Genomic DNA, 26634 nt, shown 5'->3' on the forward strand with positions numbered 1-26634 from the left:
TTGCGCGACGTATTGTGCGGAAATATTGCCCGTCTTCCGACGACTTATTACGCGTCCGCCGTAACGAAGAGCGTCTTAAGTAACAGAGGCTCCACGGGTGAAGTTCGTGGCCACGGCAGCGTCGTAACGGTCCAGCACAAGCTGGGCCAGGACCGGGTGCGGCAGCAGCGGCCCGGTGACGATGTCAGCACCGGCGCCGGCAAGTTTGTTGTGGAAGAACCCAGGTGCCAGCAGGTAGGACGCCACCACCACACGGGCAGACCCCACCCCGGCGGATTCCGCATTGGCCGATCCCTGCCGGGCAGCGGCCACGGCCTCGGCCACGGACGGGCTCGCCGACGCACCGAAACCGGCCGTCACCGGACCGTACCGCAGCTTACGCAGCATTCCGGCCAGTTCCGCCACGGCTCCCGCGGCCGCCGCCACGCTGGAGCCGGCGGCAGCCAGCACCACGGCGTCGTCGTTAGCTGCCCCAGACTCCATCAGGCGTTCCTGCAGCAGTGCGGCCAGCCGCGAATCGGGACCCAGCGGTTCCGCCGCGCAGGTATCCGGACGGCTCGCCACCGCCTGACTGATGTCCACGCTCGTGTGGTATCCCGCGGAGAGCAACAGCGGAACAACGACGGCGCGGCGCCCGGCCGGCAACGCGGCAACGACGTCGGGCAGGGCCGGCTCCTGCACGTCCACGTAGGCCTCGAGCACCTCGGTCCCAGGGCGCAGCCGGGCCACCTCGTGGCGGAGGGCATCGATGGCTCGGCGGCCTGCCGGGTTGGACGTTCCGTGCGCGCAGGCAATCAGGACTGGTGGCATGAGGCAATACACTAGCGGCAGTTTCGCCGGCACATCGCCGTCGAAGGTCCCGCGCGCAATGAACGGTCATGTGCCTGCCGCACCCTGCTGCCCGCCGTGGTCTTGCCATATCCGGACACAGGCACAAGGCTTGGGCCATGGCACATGAAACGCATGAAAGCCGGACGCACAGCTGGCTCGGTGAGGACGACCCGAGCCGGGCGGATTCGGCCACGATCAACCTCGAGCCCGAGCGGCTGACCGCCCATGGCGCCTCCCGCACGTCCGAATACGCCGCCAGCTGGTCGCTGACCACCACGCAGAACTGGTTTACCGAGCGCCTGATGGTTACGGTGCACGGCAACGGCTGGAGCCGGCACCTTGAACTTCTGCGCGCCACCAACGGCGAATGGAGCGCAGAAGCGCGAGCCTGGGGCACCGTGGACCTGCCCGAGCCGGGGCTGGCGGATCCGTCTGCACTCGTCGGGGCGGTGGACTGCGACCTCGGGTTGTGCCCGGTCACCAACACCATGCCGATCCTGCGCCTGGGCCTGGTCCATGACGAGCAAGTTTCCGCCGACCTCGCCGTCGCGTTTGTCCGGATGCCCAGCCTGCAGGTGGTTCCCGCCCTGCAGCGCTACACGGGAATCAAGGCGTACGACGACGTCACCGGCACCGCGCTGATCGGTTTTGATTCGGGCAACTTCAGTGCCGAAGTCACGGTTGACGCGGACGGGATTGTGGTGGACTACCCCGGGCTGGCGCAGCGCCGCCGCGGCTGAGGCCGGAGGGGTAACAGGGCCGGCCAAGTGGCACCCGCAGGTAGGATGGTGAGCGACCCACCCCACCAGTCAAGGAGCCCCCATGCCCGAAATGTTCGTGGACAAGTTCCGTGCCCTCGTCCCCAAGTACCTGGACCGGAAGTGGAGCGAAGAAGACGGCATTTCCTACGACGAACTCGAAGGCCTCCTCGGCGAACACAAGTTCCAGATTCCGCAGGCGCTGGTGGAGTTCTACCACGCCCTCGGCGGCTGCGAGGACCTGATGGAGGCCCACGATTTCTTCTGGGATCCGGACGAGCTGGAAATCGAGGACGGCTACCTGCTGTTCCTGGACGAAATGGATGAAGAAGCCAACTGGGGCTTCCGGACCGAGCACCTTGCCGTCCCCGATCCCATCGTCTGGATCCGCACCAACACCGGCAAACAACACTGGCAGAGCGAGGAATCCACCTTCAGCGAGTTCGTCTTCGACATGTTCGACTGGGTCTTCAATGACGATGAGAACGACGACGAACTGCAAGACTGACCCCATGATCTGGCCAAGCCACGCTCCCGCAAATTACCAGTGCCCGTTCTGCGACTTTGCCTCCGGGCAGTTCCGGTTCCAGAAGAACCTCTGCCGCGCGGAGGATCTGGTGGCCTCCACGGATCTGGCCATGGCTTGGATCGCGTCGCACGGCTTTGAGCCCGAACCCGGGCACGTGCTGGTGGGGCCGAAGGAACACTTCGAGCTGCTCTATGACATGCCGGACGACGTCCTGGCGGAGATCGCGTCGCTGAGCCGGGACGTCGCCGTCGCCATGAAGAAGGCTTGGCAGCCGGACGGTATTACCACCCGCCAGCACAACGAGCCCGCCGGAAGCCAGCACGTCTGGCACTACCACCAGCACGTGCTGCCCCGCTGGCACGACGACGGACTGTACTTCACGCCGCAGCGGCCCATCGTGGATCCCGCCATCAGGGCACGCAAAGCGGCCGAACTGCGGGCGGTCCTGGCCCAGCGCTGACAGCCGACGCCGGAGCGCCTCAGGCGTCTTCGCGGTTCGGGTTCTCCAGCCGGAAGAAGTTTGAATCGCTGCCGTCGGTGCGCTGTTCCTGGTAGATGAAGTTCAGCCGGCGCTCGTCGAAGGTCTTGAACCATTCGTCCCAGCTCACATGCTGCAGGTCCTTGCTGTCCCCGCCGAAGTCGAACCGCAGGACCCCCAGGTGGTCATCGTGCTCGGTGCCGCTGACGGTGGCTGGCGTGGCATTGCGCTCCTCGGCCCACTGCTTGATCACCTCGTGGTGCGTGGTGACCAGGCTGCGGCCCTCGCGCTCCGGTTCATCTTCCGGGGACGTCACTTCCTGCGAATACTTCAGCGAGTCCGAACTCTCCGGGCCGGTGCGGATCTTGCCATCGTCAGGACCGGCGCCCACATCCCCGCTTTCGCCGCGGTCGCCGTCGCCGCGGGAAGCGGACTTGCCGCCGTCGTTCCCGGCTGAACTGCCGCCGTCGTTCTTCGCCGCTGCCACAGCGTCGACCAGGACTTCCTTTTTCATGTCGTGGACCCCGCTGACCCCGGCTTTTTTGGCCGCGTCGCGCAGTTCGTCCACCTTCATGTTGCGGAGTTCGGTCTCGCTGACGTCCGGGGTGTCCGGAGTCTGGTTGCCTGGTTTTTCAGCCACGGAAGCCGTCCTTTCCACAGAGGTTGCCTTTACGTGCGAACCTACTGCAGTTCCGCTCCGGCCACTAGGGGAAGTCCTGCATTGGTTTGGCGGTACCGGGATCAAACGTCGCGGTCGACAACCGCCTCGGCAAACGCAGTCAACGCCAGCTTGACGGTGCTGTCCGGCAGCCGCTCCAAGGCCGATTTGGCGTCATCAGCCCACTTGCGGGCCACGGTCCAGGCTTCCGCGGTCACCGGATGTTCGCGCAGCGCTTCGACGGCGCGGGCCAGGGCCTCGTCCGACGTCAGGTCCGCGTCCACCAGCTTCAGTACGGAGGCCGCCGAGCTGTCGCCGGCCGCGGCGGCCTGGCGCAGCAGCAGGACGGGCAGCGTGGGCACGCCCTCGCGCAGGTCGGTTCCGGGCGACTTGCCGGACTTGACCTTCAGCCCGGTGACATCGATGACGTCGTCCGCGAGTTGGAAGGCCACGCCGACCTTTTCGCCGTATTCCAGCATCATGTCCACCACATCGGGACCGGCATTGGCGAACATCGCGCCCAGCTGGCCCGAGGTCGCGATCAGCGAGCCGGTCTTGTCCGCGATGACCGAAAGGTAATGCTCCACGGGATCTTCATCTTCGCGCGGTCCCACTGTTTCGTGCAGCTGGCCCAGCACCAGCCGTTCGAAGGTACGGGCCTGGATCTTGACGGCTTCCGGGCCGAGCTCCGAGACCAGGATGGAGGCGCGGGCAAAGATCAGGTCGCCGGCGAGGATCGCCACCTGATTGCCCCAGACCTCATGGGCCGTGGGCGCGCCGCGGCGGTAGGGGGCGGAGTCCATCACGTCGTCGTGATACAGGGTGGCCAGGTGCGTCAGCTCAACAACGACGGCGGCCTGGAGCACCTCGGGCACGGGGCCCTCTCCCAGTTGGGAAGCCAGGATGGTCAGCAGCGGCCGGATGCGTTTGCCGCCGGCCTCCACCAGATGCCGGCTGGTGGTGTCCGCCAGCGGATCCGAGTGCGCGATGGCGGCACGCAGCCGCTTCTCCACTCGGGCCAGGGCCGTGGACACGGCGGGCCCGAGAGCGGGATCCTGGGCCACCGGGGCGAAGCCCGCCGGCAGGTTCAGGCTGGTGGCGAGGGCAGCGGTGGCCGTGTCCAGCTCCAGGGAGTCCGGCACGCCGGAACCTGCAGGAGTCCAGCTCGGTTTTGCGTCAGTCACTGTATAACACTAACTAATCGTCGGGGCAGATGGTGTGCGGCTGTGCTTGGAAAGGCTTTGGTTGGACGCCGGCGGCGTGAGCTTCTCCAACAGATGAATAACTCTATCCTCAAAACCCTTGCCATCCTGGTCCGTCAGGTTGGCCAGCATCCGCACCACAAAGCGCATCAGCACCGGCACCGGCATTCCGGTCCGCAGTGCCAGCTTCATGATGGCAGGTTTTCCGATCAGTCCTGCAAAAACGCGGCCCAGCGTGAAGTGGCTTCCCCAGTGGCCCTGGATGATTCCGGCGTAGCGGGACAGCGAGGAGTCGAAGCCTGCCTGGCTGAGAATCTGCCCGTGTGAACCGCCCAGCCGGCCAAACGTGTCGGCGATCAGTTCCGCGGCGTAGCGGGCCGATTCCATCGCGTAGGAAATGCCCTCGCCGTTGAACGGGCTGACCATGCCGCCGGCGTCGCCGAGCAGCAGCAGCCCGGGTGAGTAGTGCGGCGTCCGGTTGAAGCCCATCGGCAGGGCCGCACCGCGGATCTCGCCCACCTGGTTCTCGGGGTTGTAGCCCCACTCGTTGGGCATGGCGGCGGTCCAGTCCCGCAGCACCTGCTTGTAATCCAGCTTGCCGAAGGAGCGCGACGAGTTCAGGATGCCCAGGCCCACGTTGGAGGTGCCGTCCCCGACGCCGAAGACCCAGCCGTAGCCGGGCAGCGGATTGCCCTGCGCATCGGGCAGTTCCAGCCAGCCCTCCATCCAGTCATCGTCGTGCCGGGGGCTGGTGAAGTAGGTGCGGACGGCCACGCCCAGCGGCCGGTCGTCGCGTTTTTCAATGCCGAGGCTCAGGGCCGTTCGGGTCGAGTTACCATCGGCTGCGAGTACGACGTCGGCGCTGAAGTCCTGCGTCTGCCCCGTCTTCCGGCCGCGTTCGTCCAGAATGTTGGCGCGCACCCCGGTGACCCGGCCGGCGTCGTTCCTCAACGCAGTGGAAACGGAATGCCGTTCCAGTACCCGCGCGCCGGCGGCCTCGGCATGTCGGGCCAGTTCCTCGTCGAAGCCCAGCCGGGTGCGGATCAGGCCGTAGTCCGGGAAGTCAGAGAGCTCCGGCCACGCAAGTTCCAGCCGCCGGCCGCCGGCGATCAGGCGCAGGCCCTTGTTGCGGCGCCAGCCGGCCGATTCTTCGTGCGGTAGGCCCAGCAACTGGACCTCGCGGACGGCGCGCGGGGTCAGGCCGTCGCCGCACACCTTCTCGCGCGGAAACGACGTCTTTTCCAACACCGTGACTTCAATACCCGCTTTGGCCAGATAGTAGGCAGCGGTTGAGCCGGCAGGTCCGGCCCCGACAATCAGAACGGACACGGTTACAGCGCAGCCCTCGTGCCCCGGCGGCGCAGCGCGGTCTGGGCGTCGGCGTTGGCCGCGTCCGTCCGGCCCGGCTTCCGGGCGCGGTGCACCGCCACGATGCCGCCGGTGAGGTTGCGGTAGGCCACGTCCTGCCAGCCCTCCTCGGCGATCCATTGGGCCAGCTCATTCTGATTGGGCCAGGCACGGATGGATTCGGCCAGGTAGATATAGGAGTCCGGGTTGGACGAGATCTTGCTGGCAATGGCCGGCAGCATCCGCATCAGGTATTCGGTGTACATGGTCCGCCATACCGGAAGGGTCGGCGAGGAGAACTCGGCGATGACCAGCCGGCCGCCGGGCTTGGTCACGCGCAGCATTTCCTGCAGGGCCTTGCGCGGTTCATTCACGTTGCGCAGGCCAAAGGAGATGGTCACGGCGTCGAAGGAGTTGTCGGCGAACGGCAGGCTGGTGGCGTCCCCGGCGACGAAGTCGATGTCCGGGCGGCGGCGCTTGCCCACCTGCAGCATGCCCAGCGAGAAGTCGCAGGCCACCACGTGGATGCCGGCATCGGCGTAGGGCTCGCTGGATGTGCCGGTTCCGGCGGCCAGATCCAGGACGCGCTGGCCGCGCTCGGCACCGACGGCGTCCACCACAATCCGGCGCCACCGCCGGGTCTGCCCCATGGACAGAACGTCATTGACGACGTCGTACTTTGGGGCGACTTCATCAAACATGGCTGCTACTTCATCAGGGCGCTTGTCCAGGGATGCACGGTTCACCCGTTCATTGTCTCAAAGTTTGCCGTGCCGGTTTGCCGTGCCGGTTTGCCGCGCCCGCAAACCCCTGGCGGGAGCCTGCGCGCCTGCCGCGCAATCCCGTGTGTGGGCCAGCTTGCACCGGTGCTTTGGCGCGCCGGAGGCGGGGTAACCTTGAAGTCATTATGACCTCCCTGCGCGCCGTCACCGTTGACCTCGGTGAGCACTCTTCACCCACCGGAATAATGGACTATCTGGTCCGCGACGATGTGCTCTGCTGGGTCCGCCGCGGCGGCGGCCTGGTCGGTTTCGGCGAGGTTGCCCGCTTCACCGATGCCGGCCCCGGGCGATTCCAGACCGCGGCCCGCTGGTGGCGGGAGCTGCAGCAGGATGCGGAGGTGGACAACCCGGTCGGCCTGCCCGGCACCGGGCTGGTGGCCTTCGGCTCGTTCGCCTTCTCCAAAACCTCCGGCTACGCCTCGCGGCTGATTGTTCCGCAGGTTGTTGTCGGCCTCGGCGAACAGGGCTGCTGGCTGACCTATATAACCGACGACGACGGCGCCGACCTCACCGCCGAGACGGCCGAGGCCGCACTGGTCGGCTGGCTGGATGAAATTTCCGCCGAGCGTGGCGCCGAAACAGCTGACCGCCTCCACCCGGGGCAGGTTTCCGAAAGCGCCTACAAGGCGGCCGTCGCGGCCGGCGTGCAGAAGATCGCCGGCGGCGGCCTGAGCAAACTGGTCCTCGCCCGCGACGTGATCGCGGACCTCTCCTCCCCCATCGCCACCGCCCAGGTGCTGCGTGAACTGGCCATCCGTTACCAGGACTGCTGGACCTACGGCGTGGACGGCCTCATCGGCTCCACCCCGGAGATGCTGATCAAGGTGGAGAACAACGTGGCCCGTGCGCGGGTCCTGGCCGGGACACTGGACCGCGCCAACACCCACAAGATCGACGGCGAGTCCGACGCCGCCTACGCCGAACGGGTGCTCGCCGGCTCCGAGAAGCAGCAGCACGAGCACGAGATCGCCATCGACTCGCTGACGCGCAAGCTGCAGCCCTACACCTCGGAGATGACCTCGCACAGCGAGCCCTTTGTGCTCGAACTGCCCAACGTGTGGCATCTGGCCTCCGATGTGTCGGCGGAGTTGTCCACCAATGGCGGCCACACGCCGTCGTCGTTGGAACTGGCCGAAGCCGTGCACCCCACGGCGGCCGTGTGCGGTACGCCCACTGAAGTGGCCGGTGCGCTGATCCGCGAGCTTGAGCAAATGGACCGCGGCCCCTATGCCGGCCCGGTGGGCTGGACGGACGGGGCAGGCAACGGCGAATGGGGCATTGCTTTGCGCGGCGCGGTAGTGGAAAGCCCTACCCGCGTGCGGCTCTACGCCGGTTGCGGGATTGTGGACGCTTCGACACCGGAAGCGGAACTGGCCGAAACCTGGGCCAAGTTCAGGCCCATGATCGAAGCGCTGGGACTGCGCCGCTAGCCGTGGCCGAAATTGTGCTGCAGGTCGCGGCAGCATAACAATTTGTATAGTTGAGTGGGTCCCGCTTGTTGACTAATAGGCAATCAATGTAGCCTGTGATGCATATCACCCGTTACCGAATGTTACGGCTAGACTTAAGCCGGATTTTTCATCAAAGAACAGGTAGGAAAGCCATGCGCACTAACGCATCCACCGCGGTCAAGGTCTTCGCCGTCCTTGCCACGGGCACCCTGGCCCTCACCGCATGCGGTGGCGGCTCGTCTTCGGACGGCGGCTCCCAGGCAGCCGACGGCAACGAGCTGGGCCTGGTCACTCCGGGCACACTCACCGTCTGCTCCGACATTCCGTACCCGCCGTTTGAGTTCGAGGAAAACGGCGAATACACCGGCTATGACATGGACCTCATCCGCGAGATCGCAACGGGTATGGGCCTGGAGACGCAGATTCAGGATGTTGGCTTCGACGCCCTCCAATCCGGTGTGGTCCTCGCCTCCGGACAGTGCGACATCGGCGCCAGCGCAATGACCATCACCGAAGAGCGCGAACAGAACCTCGACTTCTCCGAGCCGTACTACGACTCGTTGCAGTCGCTGCTGGTTCCGGCCGATTCCGATATCAAGGCCATCGGGGATCTGGCAGGCAAGTCCGTAGGCGTGCAGCAGGGCACCACCGGCGAGGCGTACACCCGCGAAAACGTGCCGGCCGACACTGAAGTCCGCGCGTACCCGTCGGATGCCGAGCTGTTCCCGGCACTGCAGTCGGGCGGCGTCGACGCGGTACTACAGGACCTGCCGGTCAACCTCGGCCACTTGGAGGGCGGCAAGTACGAGATCGTCGAGGAATACCCGACGGATGAGTCCTACGGTTTCGCGGTGAAAGAAGAGGGTAGCGAGGCTCTGCTGGAGGCAGTGAACGCCGAGCTGGCCGAACTGCGGGAAAGCGGCAAGTACCAGGAGATCTACGACAAGTACTTCACCCAGTAATGCCATTACGGCTTCGCCCCGGACGAGCTGTCCGGGGCGAAGCTGTCCTGAAGACCTTTGGAAGGCCTGAATGTGAAACCGTCTACCCGTAGGCGCCTGTTCCGCGGCGTGCTCTACGCCATTTTCGTACTTGCCGTAGTCGCCGTCGTACTTGTCGCCGACTGGGGCACGATCCAAACCAACTTCTTCAACCCGGAAGTAGCGGCGACTCTATTCCCGAACGTCATCCTGACGGCAGCGAAGAACACGATTGTCTACACGGCAATCGCCTTCGTCGGTGGCTTGATCTTTGGCCTGCTGCTGGCGCTCATGAAGCTCTCCCCGGTGGGCCCCTACCGCTGGGTGGCCACCGCGTATGTGGAGATCTTCCGCGGTTTGCCGGCCCTGCTGGTGATCTTCGGTTTCGCGTTCGCCGTGCCGATCGCCTTCGACTGGCGCCCGCCGGGCGGCAGCGCCGGTGCCGGCCTGATCGCACTGATTGTGGTCTCAGCCGCTTACATCGCCGAAACCATCCGCGCCGGCATCGAGGCCGTTCCCCCGGGCCAGCGCGAGGCCGCCCGCTCGCTGGGCATGAACCCGAGCTGGACCATGGTGTCGGTTGTCCTGCCGCAGGCCTTCCGCATCATCACTCCGCCGCTGACCAACGAACTGGTCATCCTGATCAAGGACACCTCGCTGCTGTTCATCGCCGGTATGGCCCTGAGCGAGCGGGAACTGACCACCTTCGCCCGCGACGCCGTCTCACAGCAGGCGAACGCCACACCGCTGATGATAGCGGCGCTGATGTACCTGATCATCACGCTCCCGCTCACCCAGCTGGTTGCCAAGCTTGAACGACACAACAAGAGAGGCCGGTAAGCCATGGCGACGGAGAGTTCCCTGCGAAAGGACCGTCCCGCGATCGAAGTCCGGGGCCTGCACAAGAGCTTCGGGGACAACGAAGTCCTCAAGGGCATCGACTTCCACGTCGACCAGGGCGAAGTGGTGTGCGTCATCGGGCCGTCCGGCTCAGGCAAGTCCACTCTGCTGCGCTGCGTGAACCGGCTGGAGGAACCCACCAAGGGGACCATCCTGGTGGAAGGCGTGGACATCACCGACGAGGAAACGGACTTGGACAAGATCCGTACCCGGATCGGGATGGTGTTCCAGCAGTTCAACCTCTTTCCGCACCTGAGCGTGCTGCGCAACCTCACCCTGGCCCAGCAGCGGGCCAAGAAGCGCGGCAAGTCCGAGGCCGTCGAAACCGCCCGGCGCAACCTGGCCAAAGTCGGGCTGGACAACCGGGAGAACGCGTACCCGGCCCAGCTGTCCGGCGGCCAGCAACAGCGCGTGGCGATCGCCCGGGCCCTGTCCATGAACCCGGACATGATGCTCTTCGATGAGCCCACCAGCGCACTGGATCCGGAACTCGTGGGCGACGTGCTGGAAGTCATGCGCCAGCTCGCCGATGAGGGCATGACCATGATGGTGGTGACCCACGAGATGGGCTTCGCCCGCGAAGTGGGCGACCGCGTGGTCTTTATGGACGGCGGCGTCGTAGTGGAGCAGGGTAAGCCCGAGGACGTGCTGGGCAACCCGCAGCACGAACGGACCAAGGCCTTCCTCTCGAAGGTTCTCTGACCCCTCGCCCAGTGCCCCGGGTATCCTGAGCTGCCGGTCTTGACCGGCAGCCCAGACTCAGATGGTGACGTTCAGCGAGGCGGTGTAGCCGTCGGCCGCGGAACCGGACATCGTGGCCAGCTGATAGATCCCGCCGTCGTCGCCGAAGACGTTATCCCTGGCCAGCGGTGTATTGGGGAAGTTCTGGCGGCTGACCTCGTACCCGGGCGCGGCGTAAGCGTCCGTGCAGGCGGCTTCCGTGAGGGCGATCTGCGAAACCTTCAGGATCTGCCCGGCGCTCGTGGCGTTGGACATGGACTCGAAGACTTCGAAGTGGATATGCGGCCAGCGTCCGTTGTAGGCGCCGGGAAAGACGGTTGTAAACGTCACCTGCCCGTTGGCGTCGGCTTCCTGCACCCCGCGCAGGAAGTTCTCGCCTTCCAGGCCCGAATCGTAGATGGAGTATCTGCCGTCCCGGTCGCAGTGCCAGACATAGACCGCGGCCCCGGCGAGCGCCTTGCACCCGTTGGCATTGTCCAGCAGGGTCAGTGTGAACGTCAGCGGCACGCCCTCCGACCTCGTTGACGCCCCGTTGAAGCTGGACGTGATATCGCTCCTGACCACCCCGGACGCCTTCAGCACATTCGGGCCGTTGGAGCCGTCGCCGGGGAAGGGACCGGCGGTTTCGTCCGGTATCTCCGCCCCGCACTCGGCGATGGCACGGGTCACCGTGGACGACGGCGTCGCCGCACCGGAAGCAGATGCCGTTCCGGAGGCCGAACCAGCAGCGGGAGGTGACGTTGCCGCCGTCGTTGTTGAGCCGTTAGTGGTGCCCGAGGGAGTGCAGGCGGCCAAGGCAGCCATCGTGCCGGCGCCGAAGAACAATCCGAGCGTGCGCCGGCGGCTCAGCATCTTCAGGTCGAATTCGAGTCCGCGGTCGTGGTCGGGGTGGGGCGTCTTGTGCGTCATGGGTTCCTTTCTAGCCCGGAACCCTATGCTTCGGCTATGTCTGGTCTGCGGTCAGTCCCGACGTCAGCTGGGAGTTACCTGAGGCAACGTTCGGGGTCGCTCGGGCAGCCGGGCGTGCAGGGCAGCTCCTACGGTCTCCGTTACGGCGGCATGCAGCTGACGCAGCGCTGCCCGGTCCGTGCGGACCTCAACGATGCTGCGGCCTGCCACCGGCTCCCGCAGCGCTTCCCCCAGCACGGCTTCCTGCTCGACCAGCCGGTAGCCCACTCCGTAGGCAGCGGCAATGGCGGCCAGGTCAACCCGGTGCGGGGTGCCGAAGAGACGTTCGACGGCGGCGCCGTAGTCAGCGCGGCCGCCCACCTCGCCGTGTTCGAGCAGGGAGAAAATGCCGCCGCCGGCATCATTGACGACGACGATGCGCAGCGCCGGTTCCGCTTCGCCGTTGCCGAGGAACAGGCCCGAGGCATCGTGCAGGAAGGTCAGGTCCCCCAGCAGGACGGTGGTCGGCCGGTCCGCACTCAGCGCGATGCCGGTGGCCGTCGAGATGGTGCCGTCGATCCCGGCCAAGCCGCGGTTGGCGTGGACGAAGGCCGCCGGTTCCGGCTCGGGAGCGCCCATGAGATCTACATCGCGGATCGGGTTGGACGAACCGAGCACCAGACGCCCGCGTGAAGTGGCCCAGACCGCCCGGCCCACATGCAGTCCGGTGAGGCCCGGTGCCTGGTCCAGCAGTTTCCCGATGGCCGGCACGGCCGCGGCGGCGGCGTCCTGCCACCGCTCCAGCCAGCCGGCCGGGCCGGTGCCGGAGAAGGTGGAGAGTTCCGCCGGCTCGCTGATGATCCGTTCCCGGCGCCGGCCGGGTTCGAACCAGGCCACGGGTTCGGGCATGAACAGTGCGGTCTGGACGTCCGTCCTGGCTAGCAGGGCAGCCACTGGCCGGGACAGCGTCGGCCGGCCGAAGACCACGGCGCGTTCAATCTCCCCGCCCAGATGCCCCAGCAGCAGGCGGTACGCCTCGATGGCATTGGGGCCGAACCGCGCATTCGACGACGGCTCGGCCAGCAGCGGCAGCCGGTGCGCGCGGGCGAAAGCCTCCGCCTGGGCACCGGCACCGTGGCCGGCAATGACGACGGTCCGCCGCATTTCCGCCGGTTCGACTGTGGACGCAGGCCCGGCTGTGGACGCAGGCCCGGCTGCGGTCGCAGGTGCGGCGGCGGCCGACGCCTCGGTGGGTTCCGCTGCCAAGGCGGCCGGCACCTGCTGAAGCTCCTCGGCCTGCTGTCCCCAGGCGGCAGGTGCGCCGAAGTGCGAAGCCGGGCCGCCGCCGTCGTTCATTGCCGGCACCAGCGGATCGCGGAACGCCAGGTTGACGTGCACCGGGCCCACCGCGCCCTGATGATGATCGGCACCGTGCTGGGCCTGATGGGCTTGCGAGGGCGTGGCGGTCAGGGAATGTGTGGCTTGTACGGTCTCCACCGGAGCCACGGGGATGCCCTTGCCCGCCAACAGCCCGGAATTGATGGCCTCTGCGGGATCCTCGCCCGCGGGCACATCCACCGCGTAGCGGACATGCCGGCCGAAAATTCCCGGCTGGCTGGTGGTCTGGTTGGCGCCCGTGCCACGCAGCTCCTCCGGCCGGTCCGCAGTGAGCACTACCAGCTCGACGCCGGCATGGTTGGCTTCCATCACGGCCGGCAGGAGTTCGCCGACTGCGGTGCCCGACGTCGTGACCACCGGCACCGGGCGCAGGGAACCCAGCGAGAGCCCCAGGGCGGTGAAGGCCGCCGCCCGCTCATCGATCCGCACATGCAGCCGCAGTTCCCCGCGGGTTTCGGACTCGGCGAGCGCATAGGCCAGCGGGGCACTGCGCGAACCCGGCGCGATCACCACATCGCGCACGCCACCGTCCAGCAAAGCGCTGACAGCGGAGCGGGCGGCATCGAGGGAGTTCAGTTCAACGGTCACCTGTATATCCTAGGCAGACGGCCGCGCCCACCAATGTGGACGCGGCCGTGGGTCGCTGCTGTGCCGCTGCGGCTGAACGCTGAGTGCGGGCGCTGGGCGCTAGCGGCCGACGAAGCCGTTCTTGCCCTTGAACATCTGGATCACGGCCGGGCGGGGCAGACCGCCCTTGCCTGACGGCGTGCCTGCCGGGAGGTAGTCAGGGAACAGCGAGCGCTGCTTATCCCAGGAACCGTCCTCACCCGGATGCTGGACCGCCACAAAGACCAGGCCGTCCTCGTCGTGGATGACGGGGCCGCAGGTTTCGGCGTCGATCGGGACCGCCATAAACTGCTCCACCTTGCCCATCTCCGGCCCTTCCATCGTGACGCGGTACAGGGCGTCATTGCGCTGGATGGTGCCGGGCTGGCCGTCGGTGGAGATCCACAGGTTGCCGGCCGAGTCGAACGCCAGGTTGTCCGGGCAGGAGAGCGGCTGGACCTGGTCGGCCGGGTAGCCGTTGAAGTACACGCTCTCGTCCACTTCCGGGTCACCGGCAACCAGCATCAGCTTCCAGGTGAACCGGGTGGAGGTCTGGTCCCCGGTCTCGGTCATCTCGACGATGTGGCCGTGGCGGTTGTTGGCCCGCGGGTTCGGCTCATCGGCCTGGGCAGCCGTGCGGTTGGTGTTGTTGGTGCAGGCCACGTAGATCTTGCCGTTGACCGGGTTGATCTCCACGTCCTCCGGGCGGTCCATCTTGGTGGCGCCCATCTTGTCCGCCGCCAGCCGGGTGTGAACCAGGACGTGGTCGATCTCCATGTCCGGCACCAGGGACTTGTTGTTGTGGGTCAGCTGGATCCAGTGGCCCACGCCGTCGAACGCACCGTCGCTGGGCAGCACGCCGGAGCCGTCAATCTGGTTCGCCGGGGAGTTGCCCGAGAAGCTGGCCACGTAGAGGTCGCCCTCGGTCAGCAGCGTCATGTTGTGCTTCTTGTCGCCCTCGCGGTACGTGTCCTTGGAGACGAACTTGTAGAGGTAGTCGAAGCGCTCGTCGTCGCCCGAGTAGGACACGGCATGGCCGGACTTGGCGATGGTGACGTTGGCGCCCTCGTGCTTGAAGCGGCCCAGTGCGGTGTGCTTGCGCGGCGTGGACTTCGGATCGAAGGGATCCACTTCCACAATCCAGCCGAAGCGGTTGTCCTCGTTCTTGCCGTCAGGCGTGTCAGTGTCGAAGCGGGGTTCCTCGATGTGCCAGCCGCGCGACGGATTGGCGTTGGTCAGCCCGTAGCGGCGCTGCTCATCGGTGGGCGCCGATACCTTGAAGTACTGGTTGAAGTTCTCTTCGCCGGAGAGGATAGTGCCCCAGGGCGTGGTGCCGCCGGCGCAGTTGTTCTGCGTGCCCAGCACCACACGCCCGCTCGGGTCCGCCTTGGTCCTGAGCAGGTCCGAGCCCGCGGCGGGACCGGTCAGTTCGTACTCGGTGTCCATCAGGAAGCGGCGGTTCAGCTTCGCCCCGCGGACATACTTCCACGGCTGGCCCTTGCCCTTGCGCTCCACCTCGACCACGGACAGTCCGTGCGCGGCCATGGCGGTCTTGCGGACCTGGCTGATGTCCATGTCCGGCGGGAACATGATGTTCTCGTTGGTGTATTCGTGGTTGGAGAACAGCACACCGCGCTTGCCGTTGCTGCCCTGGATCTCGATGATGTCCAGGTAGTCGCAGTTGTAGCCGAACTGCCCTGCCTGGGATTCCGGTGTCTGGTTCTCGGGATCGAACTCGGCGGAATCGTGGAACAGCGGATCGCCCCAGCGGATCACCGGCTCCCAGTTGTAGCCCTTGGGCACAACCACGTCATCCACCGTGTTCCGCACACCGTCGATACCGGCGAACTTCAGCTTGCTCGCGTTGCCGTGGCCGAAGCCCTTCTGGGCCGCAGGTGCCAGACCGGTCACCGAGCCGCTAGCCGCTGCCGCTCCCCCGCCGAACATCAGCGCCACCACGCCGGCACCGCTCACGCCGAGCATGTTCCGCCGTGAGAATTCGGCGGAGACGATGTCGCGGAAGTAGTTGTTGTCCGAGGTATTGCACACTCCCTTCGCGCAGGCATTGTCGCACTTGAGCGCACAGGTCATGGCGCTGCGCTTGCCGGAGGTATGTCCCAGCATCGGCAGCAGGCGTTTTTTCAGATCAGACATTTCAGAGGCCTTCCACATCGAACGGTTGCGAACGGCTTTCACCATTTCAGCGCAATCCGACCAACAGGCCGAGGCTAAGTAAACAAAAAGCAAACAAACAACGACGGCGGCACGAACCCTCCGCGGTCAAACCCGGCTTTCGCCGTCCAACCCTTTCCCGGCCATCACACGGTACGTGCGTTCGAGCCGCTCGGTCCACCACTGCTGCCGCTCGGCTGGTGCCGCGTACCGTTCCAGCAGTTCCTCGTCCACCTCCACCCGGCGCACGGGCAGTTCGCCGTCCGCCGGCACCATCGGCTGGCCGGTCACGTCGCCGTCCATCAGCGAGACCGTGGCCAGACCGCAGGCGTAGGGCAGTTCGGGCAGCGCCGCGGCCAGTGCGACCCCGGCGCTGATCCCCACGGAGGAGTCCAAGGCGGAACTGACGACGGCGGGAAGACCGGCCTGGGCGACAATATCCAGGGCCCGGCGCACCCCGCCCAGCGGTTGCACCTTGACCACGATCAGGTCTGCCGCCTCTTCCCGGGCCACCAGGAGCGGGTCGCTTTCCTTGCGCACACTCTCGTCCGCAGCGATCAGGGTGCCAATGCCGCGCCGCCGCAGTTCAAGGCGCACCTGCCGCAGGCCATCGATGTCCGGAACGGGCTGCTCGGCGTATTCGAGCCCGTACTCGGCCAGCCGCGTCAACGCTTCGACGGCGGTGGGAACGTCCCAGCCGCCGTTGGCATCCACCCGCAGGGCCGAACCCGGCGCGGCAGCTGACACCGCCGCCACCCGGGCAACATCATCCTCGAGGCTCTGGCCCCGTTCGGCGACCTTGATCTTGACCGTCTTCGGTCCGTCATAGCGCGCCAGCACCGCCGGCACGTCTTCGGGGGCAACCGCGGGAACGGTGGCATTGACCGGCACACTGGTGCGCACCGGCTCGGGGAAACCATGCCAGCCCGCCTCCACAGCCGCACGCAGCCAGGAAGCCGCCTCGCCGTCGTCGTACTCTGTAAAAGGAGAGAATTCAGCCCAGCCCGCCGGACCGTTGAAGAGCATCACCTCGCGCCGGAGCACGCCGCGGAACTTCACTTTCATGGGCAGCGACACCACCCGCGCCGTGGCGAGCAGTTCGTCCAGGGGCGGCATTTTAGGGTGCTCAGTCGTCACCGTTCCACTCTACGCCGCGGCACGAGGGCGCGGCTGTCGGCATCCCTCCAGCAAATTATGCGACCCTTGAAGGCGATGACTAACCAGCAGAAGCGCATGGCCCGGCCCGCCGCCGGCCGACGGGCGGGCAGAAGTCCCATCCTGTTCTGGCTCGGCGCCGTCCTCTGCGTAGCCGCGTTCGCCTTCACTTACTACGCCTTTGTCCGAACCACGCTGGGCCAGTTCGCGGATGAGTCCGCCTGGGCCGAAGCCGACGCCGGCTGGCAGTTGGGCCGCGGAGTCTTCCTCGACTTCCTGGACCTGCTGCCGGATATCTCGGTGGCGCTCGCCGCCGTCGTTCTCCTGGTAGTGGCGCTGGCCCGACGCCGCTGGCGGGCAGCCGGCATCGCCGTGGGCGTGGTTGCCGCCTCGGCCGCCAGCACCTGGATTCTGAAGAACCTCATCCTGGACCGGCCCGACCGCGGTGTTCCCACGCTGGAGCACAACTCGCTGCCCTCCGGCCACACCACCATCGCGGCGGCCGCGGCGATGGCCATTTTCCTGGTGGTATCCCCCCGCTGGCGGCCCTTTGCGGCAGCAGCCGGCGGCGCCTATGCCGTGCTCGCGGGTGCGGCCACCTTGATCAACGGCTGGCACCGTCCGGCCGACGTGGTCGCGGCTTTCCTGGTAGCCGGTTTCTGGACTTTGGTTGCAGGTCCGCTGGTGCTGCGTTCGGGCGACGGCTGGAACTACTTCCGCGGCTACGGCAGCCACTGGTCGTCCTCGCCCGTGTGGCCGCGGCTGTGCTGGCTGCTGGCGCTCCTGGGGCTGGGCCTGGCCGCCGCGCTCTACTGGTTTGTCCAGCAAATCGGCGCCGCGCCGACGCCCGGCGACGGTCGGCTGCCGCTGTTCTTCTGGGCCGGGATGGGCTTGATTGTGGGCGCCGGCATGTTGCTCAGCGCCCTGCTGATTTGGCTCTTCAGCTTCCAGTCCCGCCGGAAATAACCGGCTCCGGCTCGAGCGGCCTTGTGCGCGGGATCCAATAGGCCATGGCGGCCGCACCCAGCAGCCCCAGTCCGGCAGTCATCCAGATGCCGGCGGACAGGGAGACCGCGGCCGTGACGAGGCTGAGCAGCGCCGGCCCGCCCATGATGCCTGTGTCGCTGAGCAGGCGCCAGAAGCCGAGGAACTGCGCCCGGCCCACCGGCGGCGCATAGTCCGCCCCCAGGGTCATGACAATCCCCGAGCCCAGGCCGTTGCCCAGCCCGATCAGCAGCGCGGCGAGCAGGAAACCCAGCATGGTGGTTGTGAACGGGATGAGGAACAGGGCGACGCTCATAATGGTCAGGAACGGGATGGCCACGGCCAGCCGGCCCTTGAGGTCCATCAGCTTTCCGGCCGGGTAGAACACCAGCATGTCCACGGCGCCGGAAAGGCCGAAAATAACCGATGTCGTCGCCGCATCCAGCCCGATGCTATCGCCCCACAGCGGGATCACCACGTTGCGCGATGCGCGGACGGCACCGATCAGCAGGATGCCGATCCCGATCGTCAGGTAGATGTGGCGGTGGCTGCGGGCAATCGAACGCATGCTCGGCCGCGCCGGTGCTTGTCCGTCGCGGTCCGGGCGGGCCACCTCCAGTTCCGGGACCGTCAGCGAGATTACCGCGGCCACGAGGAATGCACCCGCGCCCAGCCAGTAGGCGCCGGAGGTTCCGGCCAAACCAATAACGACGGCGCCGCCGAACGGACCGAGGAACATCCCGATCCGGTGCACGCCGCCGAGGGTGGACAGCGCACGGGCCCGGAAATGTACCGGCACGGCCTCGCTCAGGTACGACTGCCGGGCCAGCAGGAAAACGGCTCCGCCCATGCCGATCAGGAAGACGGCCAGCGCGAAAATTGTGATGTTTGGTGCCACCACCGCCAGGAACATCGCGGCTGCACACCACAGCGACGCCGCCACCAGCGCCCACTTCTCGCCGAACCGTGCGGTGAGCATCGACGCCGGGATGTTGGTCACCAGCGAACCGACGCCGAGCAGCGTAACCATCAGCGCGGCAAGAGCCACGGTAGCCCCGAGGTCTCTGGCGCTCAGGGCCACCACCGGCAGAATGGCTCCCTGACCTACTCCGTAGAGCAGGGACGGGCCATAGGCCGGCACGGCAATCCGGCGCAGGCTGAAACTCTCTTCGGACCTCAGCTCAGCACTCCTTAACGGGGTGCGTGTTTCAGACGCGTGAGCAGCGCCCGCGACTGGAGCGGCCCATACGGCAGGATCGGTATCGCTTTTGTGGTGTCCGCGGGCGTGTCCCTGCTGGCCTGCTCACCCATCCGGACAGCCAGCGACATGGTCTCCCACATACTCTTGACGAAAGCATCGCTGACCGTCTGCCCGTGGCCAGGCACCAGCACATCGTATTCGTGGCGCAGGCCGGAGATCTTGCGGAGTGTTTCCACCCAGTCGCGCGGGTAGGAATCCTCGAACGCGGGATTCGCGCCCTGCTCCACCAGGTCGCCGGCGAAGAGGGTTGACGGCGTACCCACCAGCAAATCGCCGTCGGTATGGCCACGGCCCAGGTAGAACAGCTTGACCGGCATGTCGCCGAGGTTCACGGTGACTTCGGTATCCACCGGCTTGGTCGGGACACGGATGCGGGTGTGCTCCCCGGTCCCCTCGGCCATTTCGGGCTCGGTTTCCGCTACCTGCTCGCGCTGGAGCGAGGCAGTCTCAGCCATATCGTGTGCGCAGTTGCGGTGCGCATAAAAGTCATGGACGCCGTTGTCCGCGAAGAAGGCGTTGCCGAAGATATGGTCGAAATGCGAATGGGTGTTGACCACCACCAGCGGCAGCTTCGTTAGGGACCTGACCGCCTTGTAGATCTGCCGTGCCTGCCGCGGGCCTGCCCCGGTGTCGATGACCATGGCTTTTTGCTTCCCGATCACCAGGCCGCTATTGAGCAAGTAGCTCCGCGTTCGGATGACATAGTTTCCCGGTGCCACCTGAACGTGCTCGGCCTTGTCCTCGGTTTGCACGGTCTCGCTCATGCCGGCCTTTCCTCCTGGATCCGTTCCCAGGACGCAGCGTCATTGCGCGTCCAACCACTACCGTATCGCGGTGGGCGGGAAGGAAGCAGTCACAGACCGGATAGCGCGTAACCGAACAGCCTCACTCCGTTGGGATGAGAACGAAAACCGATTTACTGGTCCTTTAGTCCCACATGTACCCTTCGTGGATCTCGTCAAAGGGGATGCGCTGGTCAACCATTGCCTGGACGTGGTGCGACCCCGCGCCACGGATCAGAATCCCATGGTCGCCTTCCGCCACAGACTCCAGAAATACCGGACGAATGGCGTCTGCCTCAGCAGCACTCAGTCCGGCCAAATACAGTTCGTAGGCCTCAGGAAGAGCTTTCATGTCACAAGGGTAGCCCGGGCAATGTCGGCGGTACAGGGATATGTACGGTCGAGGTTCGGGCCGCCACTGGGTGGTGCCCTGCGAGCCTTCACCTGGCCAACAGCCCGGCATTCCCCTACCTATCACCACCTTTCTGGTTATCCACCGCTGGACTAAACTCTTGTGCGCTTCATCACACCACCGTAGAATCGAATGCATGTTCGAGTCAATCGTTCCAGCAGAAATGGATCCGGTAAAGCCGGTTCCCGGTGATCCGGGTGCAGCACTGGTCCGCGCCGCGATTCTGGAACTGGCGGACATGGACCAGGACGTCTCCGAAGGGGTGCGGATCGACCGGATCGCCGCGCTGGAGGAACTTAAAGCCGCCGCGGCTGCCGCGCAGGCACGCGAGACGGAAGCGTTTGTTGCCTCCCGCCGGGAAACCCGGGCCGCGGCCGGGGTCGCGGCGGAGAAGCGGAGCCGGGGCCTCGCGAAGGAGATCGGTCTGGCACGCAAGGACTCCCCGAACAGGGGCGGCAAGCACCTGGGCATCGCCACCACGCTGATCAGGGAAATGCCGCACACGTATACAGCGCTGGCCGAGGGCCGGCTGAACGAGTGGCGGGCGACCATCCTGGTCCGCGAAACCGCGTGCCTGAGCGTGGAAGACCGCCGCCGCGTAGACGCCGAATTGTGTTCGGATCCGAAGACGCTGCGCGGCTGCGGGGACAAACAGATCGGGGCGATGGCGAAGCAGGCCGCGCTGCGCCTGGACCCGCACTCGGTGGTCCGGCGGGCCGCGAAAGCCGAAACGGAACGCCATGTGTCCTGCCGTCCGGCGCCGGACACCATGGCCCAGGTGTCCTGCCTGGTGCCGGTGGTGCGGGGCGTGGCCGTCCTCGCCGCCCTGACCAAGGAAGCCGACCGGTTGAAGGCACAGGGCGACGAACGCTCCCGGGGCCAACTGATGGCCGACATCTTCGTCGAACGCGTCACCGGCCAGCCGGCCGAGAATGCCGCAAAAATCGAGATCCAACTGGTCATGACCGACCGCACCCTGTTCCAGGGCGACTCCGAACCGGCACACCTGGCCGGGTACGGCATCGTCCCCGCCCAGTGGGCCCGCGACCTGCTCCGCACCGAAGACACCGACACCGACGACACGAACGGCAGCACCGGAACGGACAGCATCGACGCCGGGAACGGCAGCACAGATCACCCCGCGGTCGGCAATCCGGTAAAGGGTGCCGAGGAGGACAAGATCGTTGCCGGCGCAGCGGATGCCGCCAACGGGAACGGTGCTACCGGTTCCGGCCCACCAGGGGCAGCCGAAGCGATACCGGGCGCTGATGCAGAAATCGGCAAGGGCAACACGGGCGCTACTGGTACGGCGACAGGGCCTCCCGGCTCGAAGCGAAGAAACTCCGCCGATGCTGGCGAGGTAGAAGTGTGGGTCCGCGGACTTTACACGGCGCCGGTTACCGGGCAGTTGCTCGGCATGGATTCGCGGGCAAGGTTGATGCCCGCCGGAATGCAGCGGATGATCCAGGCCAGGGACCAGCTCTGCCGCACACCCTGGTGCGATGCGCCGATCCGCCACCACGACCACGTCGTGCCCTGGCGCGACGCCGGGGCGACCAGCGAGGTCAACGGGCAAGGGCTTTGTGAAGCGTGTAACCTGGCGAAGGAAACCGACGGCTGGTACGCCCAAAGAGTCCCCGGACCGCGGCACACCGTCGAAACGACCACCCCGACCGGACACACCTACGTGTCAACCGCACCAGCCCTACCCGGCACCCCACCGGCGACGGAACAGGCGGACGAGCCACTGGAGCCGTTGTCAGTCTTCGAGCAGGCGCTGGGCGGCATCGACTTCATCTACCGCCAAGCAGCCTGACAGCAACGGCAAAGTCAGAGATCGGCGAGAACCGTTCCCGGGCTTTCAATAGCATCCGCAACATACCGGAGGAAACCGCCAGCTGTGCCACCGTCGCAAACGCGGTGATCGAAGGCCAGGCTCAGCTCTGTGACTTTACGGACCGCCAACTGTCCATCGACGACCCACGGCTTATCAATGATCCGGCCAACCCCAAGGATGGCCACTTCCGGATAATTGATGATGGCTGCGCTGCCGTCTACTCCAAAGACTCCGTAGTTGTTCAGCGTAAAGGTTCCGCTGGTCAGTTCTGCCGGAGTGGCTTTGCCCTCGCGTGCGACGGCAGCCAGTCGGCGAATCTCGGCATCCAGTTCGCGGGCACTGAGCTTATCGGCACCCCGGATGCTGGGGACCATCAGCCCACGCTCCGTTTGTGCCGCGAAGCCGAGGTTTACGCCGTCAAAGCCAACAATCTCGTCGTTTTCCAGACGGGTATTTAGTTCAGGGAACTTGGCCAAGCCTGCGGTGACAAAACGCGCGATGAAGGCCAGGAGACCCGGAGTGCTGTCCGGATCCCGTTTCTTCAACGCGGCACGCATCTCAAGCAGCGCGGTGGCGTCTACGTCTACCCATACTGTGGCTTCCGGGATCTCCCGCCGGCTCTGCGACATGGCTGCAGCTACCGTCTTCCGGACGCCCTTCATGGGCGTGCGGGTAGCGATCCCAAGTCCAGTGCGTGCATCGGTCTCAGCGCCGGCGTCGGCCACAGAGGTGGAAGCTGCGTCGGCCGATCCCACCGCGGTCCGGCTTCCGCTTGAGCCTGCGAGCGCAGCTTCAACGTCCCGACGCAGGATCAGCCCGCCGGGGCCCGAGCCCTGCATCTCGGAAATACTCAATCCACCGTCCCGCGCCAGTTTGCGCACCAGCGGTGAGACCACTTGCGGCGCCAGACCAATAGGTGCCGATCCGTTGGACGGCGCGGCAGTTGCCGGAGCACCTGGTTCGCCGGCTTCGGCCGATCGCACGGCCTGGGCTACAGCGGCCCGAGGCGCCCGATCGGGCGCTGCGGCAACAGCCGGTGCGGAGGCGGAGACAGTCCTCGGCTCAGCCACCGGAGCGGCTGTCCCGGCCCGCGCGCCAGGGCTCCCCTTTGGCCGACGGGTACGCCTGGCGCCGCCGTGGCCGCCAGGGGTTCCATAGCCGATGAGGACGTTTCCGGATCCGCTTTCTTCGGCCGGCTCAGCAGGCTCAGCCGGGGCTTGGAGGCCGGCCCGTTTCTCGTTCCGATACGCTTCCGCGTCGGGGTGTGCTTCGGCAGCGCGTGCACTGCCGGCAGCTGAAGTGGAACCTCCAGCCGGCCCGGCAGAACCTGCGGCGTCGACGGAAATCAACGGTTTGCCAACATCAATGGTTTCCCCTGCCGCCCCGTGAAGCTCGGCAACAGTGCCGGCATACGGACTGGGTACTTCCACCATGGACTTGGCGGTTTCGACTTCGGCGATCGGCTGGTCGACCCTGATTTCATCGCCTACGTTGACGAGCCAGTTGACCAGCTCGGCATCGGTCAGTCCCTCGCCCAGATCCGGAAGGTTGAATATCTGACGTGACATGATTATGCGTCCTCCCACTGAAGATCATCCACGGCGTCCAGGATGCGGTCCACGCTGGGCAGGTAGAACTGCTCCAACTTCGGCGCCGGGTAAGGAATGTCAAAGCCGGTGACGCGCAGAACCGGTGCTGCCAGCGAGTGGAAGCAGCGTTCCTGCACCCGGGCCACGATTTCCGAGGCCACGGAGGCAAAGCCCGGTGCCTCGGCGATCACGACGGCGCGCCCCGTCTTACGCACGGATGCCGCCACGGTTTCGTCGTCGAAAGGAACGATGGAACGCACGTCGATGACCTCCAGCGACCGGCCTTCTTCGGCAGCGGCGGCTGCGGCATTCATCGCGGTGGACACTGAAGGACCGTAGGCAATCAGCGTGGCGTCGCTGCCTTCGCGCGCAACGACAGCACGTCCGAAGGAGCCGACTGATTCGCGCAGGGACTCCAGTTCGAGGTCTTCCTTGGACCAATACAGCTTCTTTGGCTCCAGGAAAACCACTGGGTCCGGGTGGCGGATGGCCTCGCGGAGCATTGTGTAGGCGTCCTGCACGGTCGCCGGCGCCACCACCGTCAGCCCGGGCGTGTGTGCATAGTAGGACTCGGAGGAGTCACAATGGTGTTCCACGCCGCCGATGCCGCCCGCGTACGGAATGCGGATAACCATCGGCAGCTTGACCTTGCCCTTGGTCCGGTTCGGCATCTTGGCGACGTGCGAAACGACCTGCTCAAAGGCAGGGTAGGCAAAGGCATCGAACTGCATCTCCACCACCGGACGCAGCCCGTTCATCGCCATGCCGATGGCCATGCCCATAATGCCGGACTCGGCCAGCGGCGTGTCGAAGCAACGCTCCTCACCGAAGCGTGCCGTCAGTCCATCGGTGATCCGGAAGACGCCGCCGAGAGGGCCTACATCTTCACCAAATACGACGACGGTCGAATCCGATTCCATCTCATCGGCCAGTGCCGTGTTCAGCGCCTTGGCAAACGTCAGTGTTGTGCTCATGGTGGGGTTCCTCCGGTGGTAGCAGCTAGGCCGATTCGCGTGACAGTTCGTCGCGCAGCTTGGCCGCCTGTTCGTGCAGCTGGCTGGTCTTTTCGGTGAATACGTAGCGGAACAGGTCTTCCGGATCCACCTCGGACTCGGCGTTCAGCCCGTCCCGCATTGCGGCTGCCACGGTCTCCGCCTTCTCGGCAATATTCTTTTCCACTGCTTCGTCCAGCAGGTTGAGGTCAGTCAGATAGGTGCGCATACGTTTGATCGGATCCTTCGGCACCCACTGCTGGACCTCGTCGTCTTCGCGGTAGCGGGTGGCATCGTCCGCGTTGGTGTGGGATTGCATGCGGTAGGTGTGTGCTTCCACCAAGGCCGGCCCGCCGCCGTCCCGTGCCCGCTCGACGGCCTTGCCCAGGACGGACAGCAGTGCGGCGAGGTCATTGCCGTCGACCCGCTCCCCGGGCATGCCGTAACCGATGGCTTTGTGAGCCAACGACGGCGCCACGGTCTGGTGGTGCAACGGCACGGAGATGGCGTACTCGTTGTTCTGGACGAAGAACACCACCGGAACGTGGAAGACGGCGGCAAAGTTCAGTGCCTCGTGGAAGTCGCCTTCGCTGGTTGCGCCGTCGCCGCACATGGCGACTACAACGGTGTTCTCGCCTTTGAGCTTGGCCGCGTGGGCCACTCCGACGGCGTGCAGCAACTGGGTGGCCAGCGGCGTGGCCTGGATGGACACATTATGTTCGTACGGGTCGTACCCGCTGTGCCAGTCGCCACGCAGCAGGGTGAACGCCTGGATGGGATCCACGCCCCGGGCCAGCACAGTGACGGTGTCGCGGTACGTTGGGAAGAGCCAGTCCTGCTTGTCGATGCAGACGGCTGCCGCAACCTGGCAGGCTTCCTGGCCATGCGAGGACGGATAAACGGCCATGCGGCCCTGGCGCACCAGCGCATTGGCCTGGTCATTGACTCGGCGACCGACCACGAGTTCGCGGTAGGCAGCCAGCAGTGCTCCGCCATCGGGCAGGGGGTATTTGTCGTTGTGGACGTGGCGGCCGTCCGGATCCACCAGCTGGACCGGCTGCCCGGACGGCAGCATGTAGGACTCGGCGGTTGCCTGCTGATCCAGGTCTGAACGGCGGGAGGGGTCCTGCATCGATCCCTCGAGCGGGTTTCCGGTTGAGATAGTCATCGTTTGCTCCCTCGAATCCTTCGCATACTGTTGGCCGCCAGCCGGATAATCGTTCACCGCAGCTGTGCCGGAGAGTAGAAACTGTGTTGCTTTAGTATGCGTTCAGATGACTATTCGTATCCACTTCCAGCAATAATCATGGAATTTTCAATCCAGACACCGTATTCTTGTAGACGAATTGTAAGTGTGAGCTGACTAACTAAACGAGGTGTAGACGAATGACAGATGGCGATTTGCCGAAGCTGGACGACATTGACCGGAAGATCCTGGCCGAGCTCACCCGCGATGGCCGGTTGTCGGTTACGTCCGTAGCCGAGAATGTGCATATCTCCCGCGCGCACGCGTATTCGCGCATCGCTCGCCTGACCGAAGCCGGAGTCCTGACAAAGTTCACGGCGCTGGTGGATCCGATCAAAGCCGGCTTGAAGTCTTCCGCCTACGTGACGCTGAAATTGCGCCAGCATTCCTGGCGCGAACTGCGGGAAGCGCTGCGAGCCATCCCCGAGGTACACCACATCGCGCTTGTCGGCGGCAACTTTGACGTGATCCTGCTGGTCCGCGCCATCGACAATGTGGACCTGCGCCGGGTGATTTTCGACCAGATCCAGTCAATGCCTGGGATTCTGGACACGCAGACGTTCCTCGTGTTCGAGGATCTCGACACCCGATGACAGCCGGGCTGGGCAAGGACCCCTGCAGCCCGAATTAAACGGCAGTGCCGCCGGGTTCTTCC

General features: G+C 65.8%; 25 protein-coding genes. 10 read left to right on the forward strand and 15 right to left on the reverse strand.

Features of this window, described 5'->3' with window-relative positions:
- Positions 1-75 precede the first annotated feature (75 nt).
- Positions 76-810, reverse strand: coding sequence for a sirohydrochlorin chelatase (locus tag B0G38_RS06925; RefSeq protein ID WP_264668747.1), 735 nt, complete (start codon positions 808-810; stop codon positions 76-78).
- 137 nt (positions 811-947) lie between these two features.
- On the opposite strand from B0G38_RS06925, the gene B0G38_RS06930 reads away from it, so the two are divergent.
- From B0G38_RS06930 to B0G38_RS06940, 3 genes are all read left to right on the forward strand, one after another.
- Positions 948-1571, forward strand: a complete 624-nt coding sequence (locus B0G38_RS06930) for a putative glycolipid-binding domain-containing protein (protein ID WP_264668748.1) — start codon at positions 948-950, stop codon at positions 1569-1571.
- An 82-nt stretch (positions 1572-1653) separates the two neighbouring features.
- A complete protein-coding gene (locus B0G38_RS06935; protein WP_264668749.1) occupies positions 1654-2097 on the forward strand; it encodes a hypothetical protein in 444 nt (147 codons plus the stop codon).
- 4 nt (positions 2098-2101) lie between these two features.
- On the forward strand, positions 2102-2578 hold the full coding sequence (locus B0G38_RS06940; protein ID WP_264668750.1) for an HIT family protein: 477 nt from the start codon (positions 2102-2104) through the stop codon (positions 2576-2578).
- Between the two features lie 19 nt (positions 2579-2597).
- Here B0G38_RS06940 and B0G38_RS06945 read toward each other — a convergent pair whose 3' ends face one another.
- The 4 genes from B0G38_RS06945 to B0G38_RS06960 form a co-directional block, all read right to left on the reverse strand.
- Positions 2598-3236, reverse strand: a complete 639-nt coding sequence (locus B0G38_RS06945) for a Rho termination factor N-terminal domain-containing protein (protein ID WP_264668751.1) — start codon at positions 3234-3236, stop codon at positions 2598-2600.
- Positions 3237-3337: 101 nt separating this feature from the next.
- Positions 3338-4438 carry a polyprenyl synthetase family protein gene (locus B0G38_RS06950; protein WP_169993435.1) on the reverse strand — a complete coding sequence of 367 codons (1101 nt, stop codon included), beginning with the start codon at positions 4436-4438 and terminating at the stop codon, positions 3338-3340.
- A gap of 9 nt (positions 4439-4447) precedes the next feature.
- Positions 4448-5785 (reverse strand): geranylgeranyl reductase family protein, encoded by a 1338-nt coding sequence (locus B0G38_RS06955; protein WP_264668752.1) that lies wholly within the window; start codon positions 5783-5785, stop codon positions 4448-4450.
- Positions 5786-5787: 2 nt separating this feature from the next.
- The gene (locus B0G38_RS06960; RefSeq protein ID WP_264668753.1) at positions 5788-6549 is read right to left on the reverse strand and encodes a demethylmenaquinone methyltransferase; all 762 of its coding nucleotides are present in this window, start codon (positions 6547-6549) and stop codon (positions 5788-5790) included.
- Positions 6550-6710: 161 nt separating this feature from the next.
- Between B0G38_RS06960 and B0G38_RS06965 the strand changes: the two genes are divergently transcribed.
- The 4 genes from B0G38_RS06965 to B0G38_RS06980 all read left to right on the forward strand — a co-directional run bounded on the left by B0G38_RS06965 (position 6711) and on the right by B0G38_RS06980 (position 10618).
- A complete protein-coding gene (locus B0G38_RS06965) occupies positions 6711-8015 on the forward strand; it encodes an isochorismate synthase (protein ID WP_264668754.1) in 1305 nt (434 codons plus the stop codon).
- 173 nt (positions 8016-8188) lie between these two features.
- Positions 8189-8998: a basic amino acid ABC transporter substrate-binding protein gene (locus B0G38_RS06970; RefSeq protein ID WP_264668755.1), complete on the forward strand. Its 810-nt coding sequence runs from the start codon at positions 8189-8191 to the stop codon at positions 8996-8998.
- Positions 8999-9070: 72 nt separating this feature from the next.
- On the forward strand, positions 9071-9856 hold the full coding sequence (locus tag B0G38_RS06975; protein WP_264668756.1) for an amino acid ABC transporter permease: 786 nt from the start codon (positions 9071-9073) through the stop codon (positions 9854-9856).
- A gap of 3 nt (positions 9857-9859) precedes the next feature.
- A complete protein-coding gene (locus tag B0G38_RS06980; RefSeq protein WP_264668757.1) occupies positions 9860-10618 on the forward strand; it encodes an amino acid ABC transporter ATP-binding protein in 759 nt (252 codons plus the stop codon).
- 57 nt (positions 10619-10675) lie between these two features.
- Here B0G38_RS06980 and B0G38_RS06985 read toward each other — a convergent pair whose 3' ends face one another.
- From B0G38_RS06985 to B0G38_RS07000, 4 genes are all read right to left on the reverse strand, one after another.
- Complete coding sequence (locus tag B0G38_RS06985; RefSeq protein ID WP_264668758.1) at positions 10676-11566, reverse strand: intradiol ring-cleavage dioxygenase; 891 nt, start codon at positions 11564-11566, stop codon at positions 10676-10678.
- A gap of 63 nt (positions 11567-11629) precedes the next feature.
- Positions 11630-13531 (reverse strand): 2-succinyl-5-enolpyruvyl-6-hydroxy-3-cyclohexene-1-carboxylate synthase, encoded by a 1902-nt coding sequence (gene menD, locus B0G38_RS06990; protein WP_264668759.1) that lies wholly within the window; start codon positions 13529-13531, stop codon positions 11630-11632.
- A 99-nt stretch (positions 13532-13630) separates the two neighbouring features.
- A complete protein-coding gene (locus tag B0G38_RS06995; RefSeq protein WP_264668760.1) occupies positions 13631-15703 on the reverse strand; it encodes a PhoX family protein in 2073 nt (690 codons plus the stop codon).
- Between the two features lie 126 nt (positions 15704-15829).
- Entirely contained in the window at positions 15830-16837 is a 1008-nt protein-coding gene (locus B0G38_RS07000; RefSeq protein ID WP_264668761.1) for an o-succinylbenzoate synthase, read from the reverse strand.
- Between the two features lie 96 nt (positions 16838-16933).
- Between B0G38_RS07000 and B0G38_RS07005 the strand changes: the two genes are divergently transcribed.
- Positions 16934-17842 carry a phosphatase PAP2 family protein gene (locus B0G38_RS07005; RefSeq protein ID WP_264668762.1) on the forward strand — a complete coding sequence of 303 codons (909 nt, stop codon included), beginning with the start codon at positions 16934-16936 and terminating at the stop codon, positions 17840-17842.
- Here B0G38_RS07005 and B0G38_RS07010 read toward each other — a convergent pair.
- From B0G38_RS07010 to B0G38_RS07020, 3 genes are all read right to left on the reverse strand, one after another.
- Positions 17817-19001 (reverse strand): MFS transporter, encoded by a 1185-nt coding sequence (locus B0G38_RS07010; RefSeq protein WP_264668763.1) that lies wholly within the window; start codon positions 18999-19001, stop codon positions 17817-17819. The two genes, B0G38_RS07005 and B0G38_RS07010, sit on opposite strands and share 26 nt — an antisense overlap.
- 50 nt (positions 19002-19051) lie before the next feature.
- Positions 19052-19885, reverse strand: a complete 834-nt coding sequence (locus B0G38_RS07015) for an MBL fold metallo-hydrolase (RefSeq protein WP_205834277.1) — start codon at positions 19883-19885, stop codon at positions 19052-19054.
- 163 nt (positions 19886-20048) lie between these two features.
- Positions 20049-20255: a hypothetical protein gene (locus B0G38_RS07020; RefSeq protein WP_264668764.1), complete on the reverse strand. Its 207-nt coding sequence runs from the start codon at positions 20253-20255 to the stop codon at positions 20049-20051.
- A gap of 196 nt (positions 20256-20451) precedes the next feature.
- Here B0G38_RS07020 and B0G38_RS07025 point away from each other — a divergent pair, with 196 nt between their 5' ends.
- The gene (locus B0G38_RS07025) at positions 20452-22131 is read left to right on the forward strand and encodes an HNH endonuclease (protein ID WP_264668765.1); all 1680 of its coding nucleotides are present in this window, start codon (positions 20452-20454) and stop codon (positions 22129-22131) included.
- Between the two features lie 14 nt (positions 22132-22145).
- Here B0G38_RS07025 and B0G38_RS07030 read toward each other — a convergent pair whose 3' ends face one another.
- Genes B0G38_RS07030 through pdhA form a run of 3 tightly spaced genes read right to left on the reverse strand, consistent with a single transcriptional unit; the run spans position 22146 to position 25865 of the window.
- Positions 22146-23720: a dihydrolipoamide acetyltransferase family protein gene (locus B0G38_RS07030; RefSeq protein WP_264668766.1), complete on the reverse strand. Its 1575-nt coding sequence runs from the start codon at positions 23718-23720 to the stop codon at positions 22146-22148.
- A 2-nt stretch (positions 23721-23722) separates the two neighbouring features.
- Positions 23723-24715 carry an alpha-ketoacid dehydrogenase subunit beta gene (locus B0G38_RS07035; RefSeq protein WP_264668767.1) on the reverse strand — a complete coding sequence of 331 codons (993 nt, stop codon included), beginning with the start codon at positions 24713-24715 and terminating at the stop codon, positions 23723-23725.
- A 25-nt stretch (positions 24716-24740) separates the two neighbouring features.
- Positions 24741-25865, reverse strand: a complete 1125-nt coding sequence (gene pdhA / locus B0G38_RS07040) for a pyruvate dehydrogenase (acetyl-transferring) E1 component subunit alpha (RefSeq protein WP_264668834.1) — start codon at positions 25863-25865, stop codon at positions 24741-24743.
- Positions 25866-26119: 254 nt separating this feature from the next.
- Between pdhA and B0G38_RS07045 the strand changes: the two genes are divergently transcribed.
- Positions 26120-26572: an Lrp/AsnC family transcriptional regulator gene (locus B0G38_RS07045; RefSeq protein ID WP_264668768.1), complete on the forward strand. Its 453-nt coding sequence runs from the start codon at positions 26120-26122 to the stop codon at positions 26570-26572.
- Positions 26573-26634 lie beyond the last annotated feature (62 nt).

Source organism: Crystallibacter permensis (genome assembly GCF_025960875.1).
Classification (GTDB): domain Bacteria; phylum Actinomycetota; class Actinomycetes; order Actinomycetales; family Micrococcaceae; genus Crystallibacter; species Crystallibacter permensis.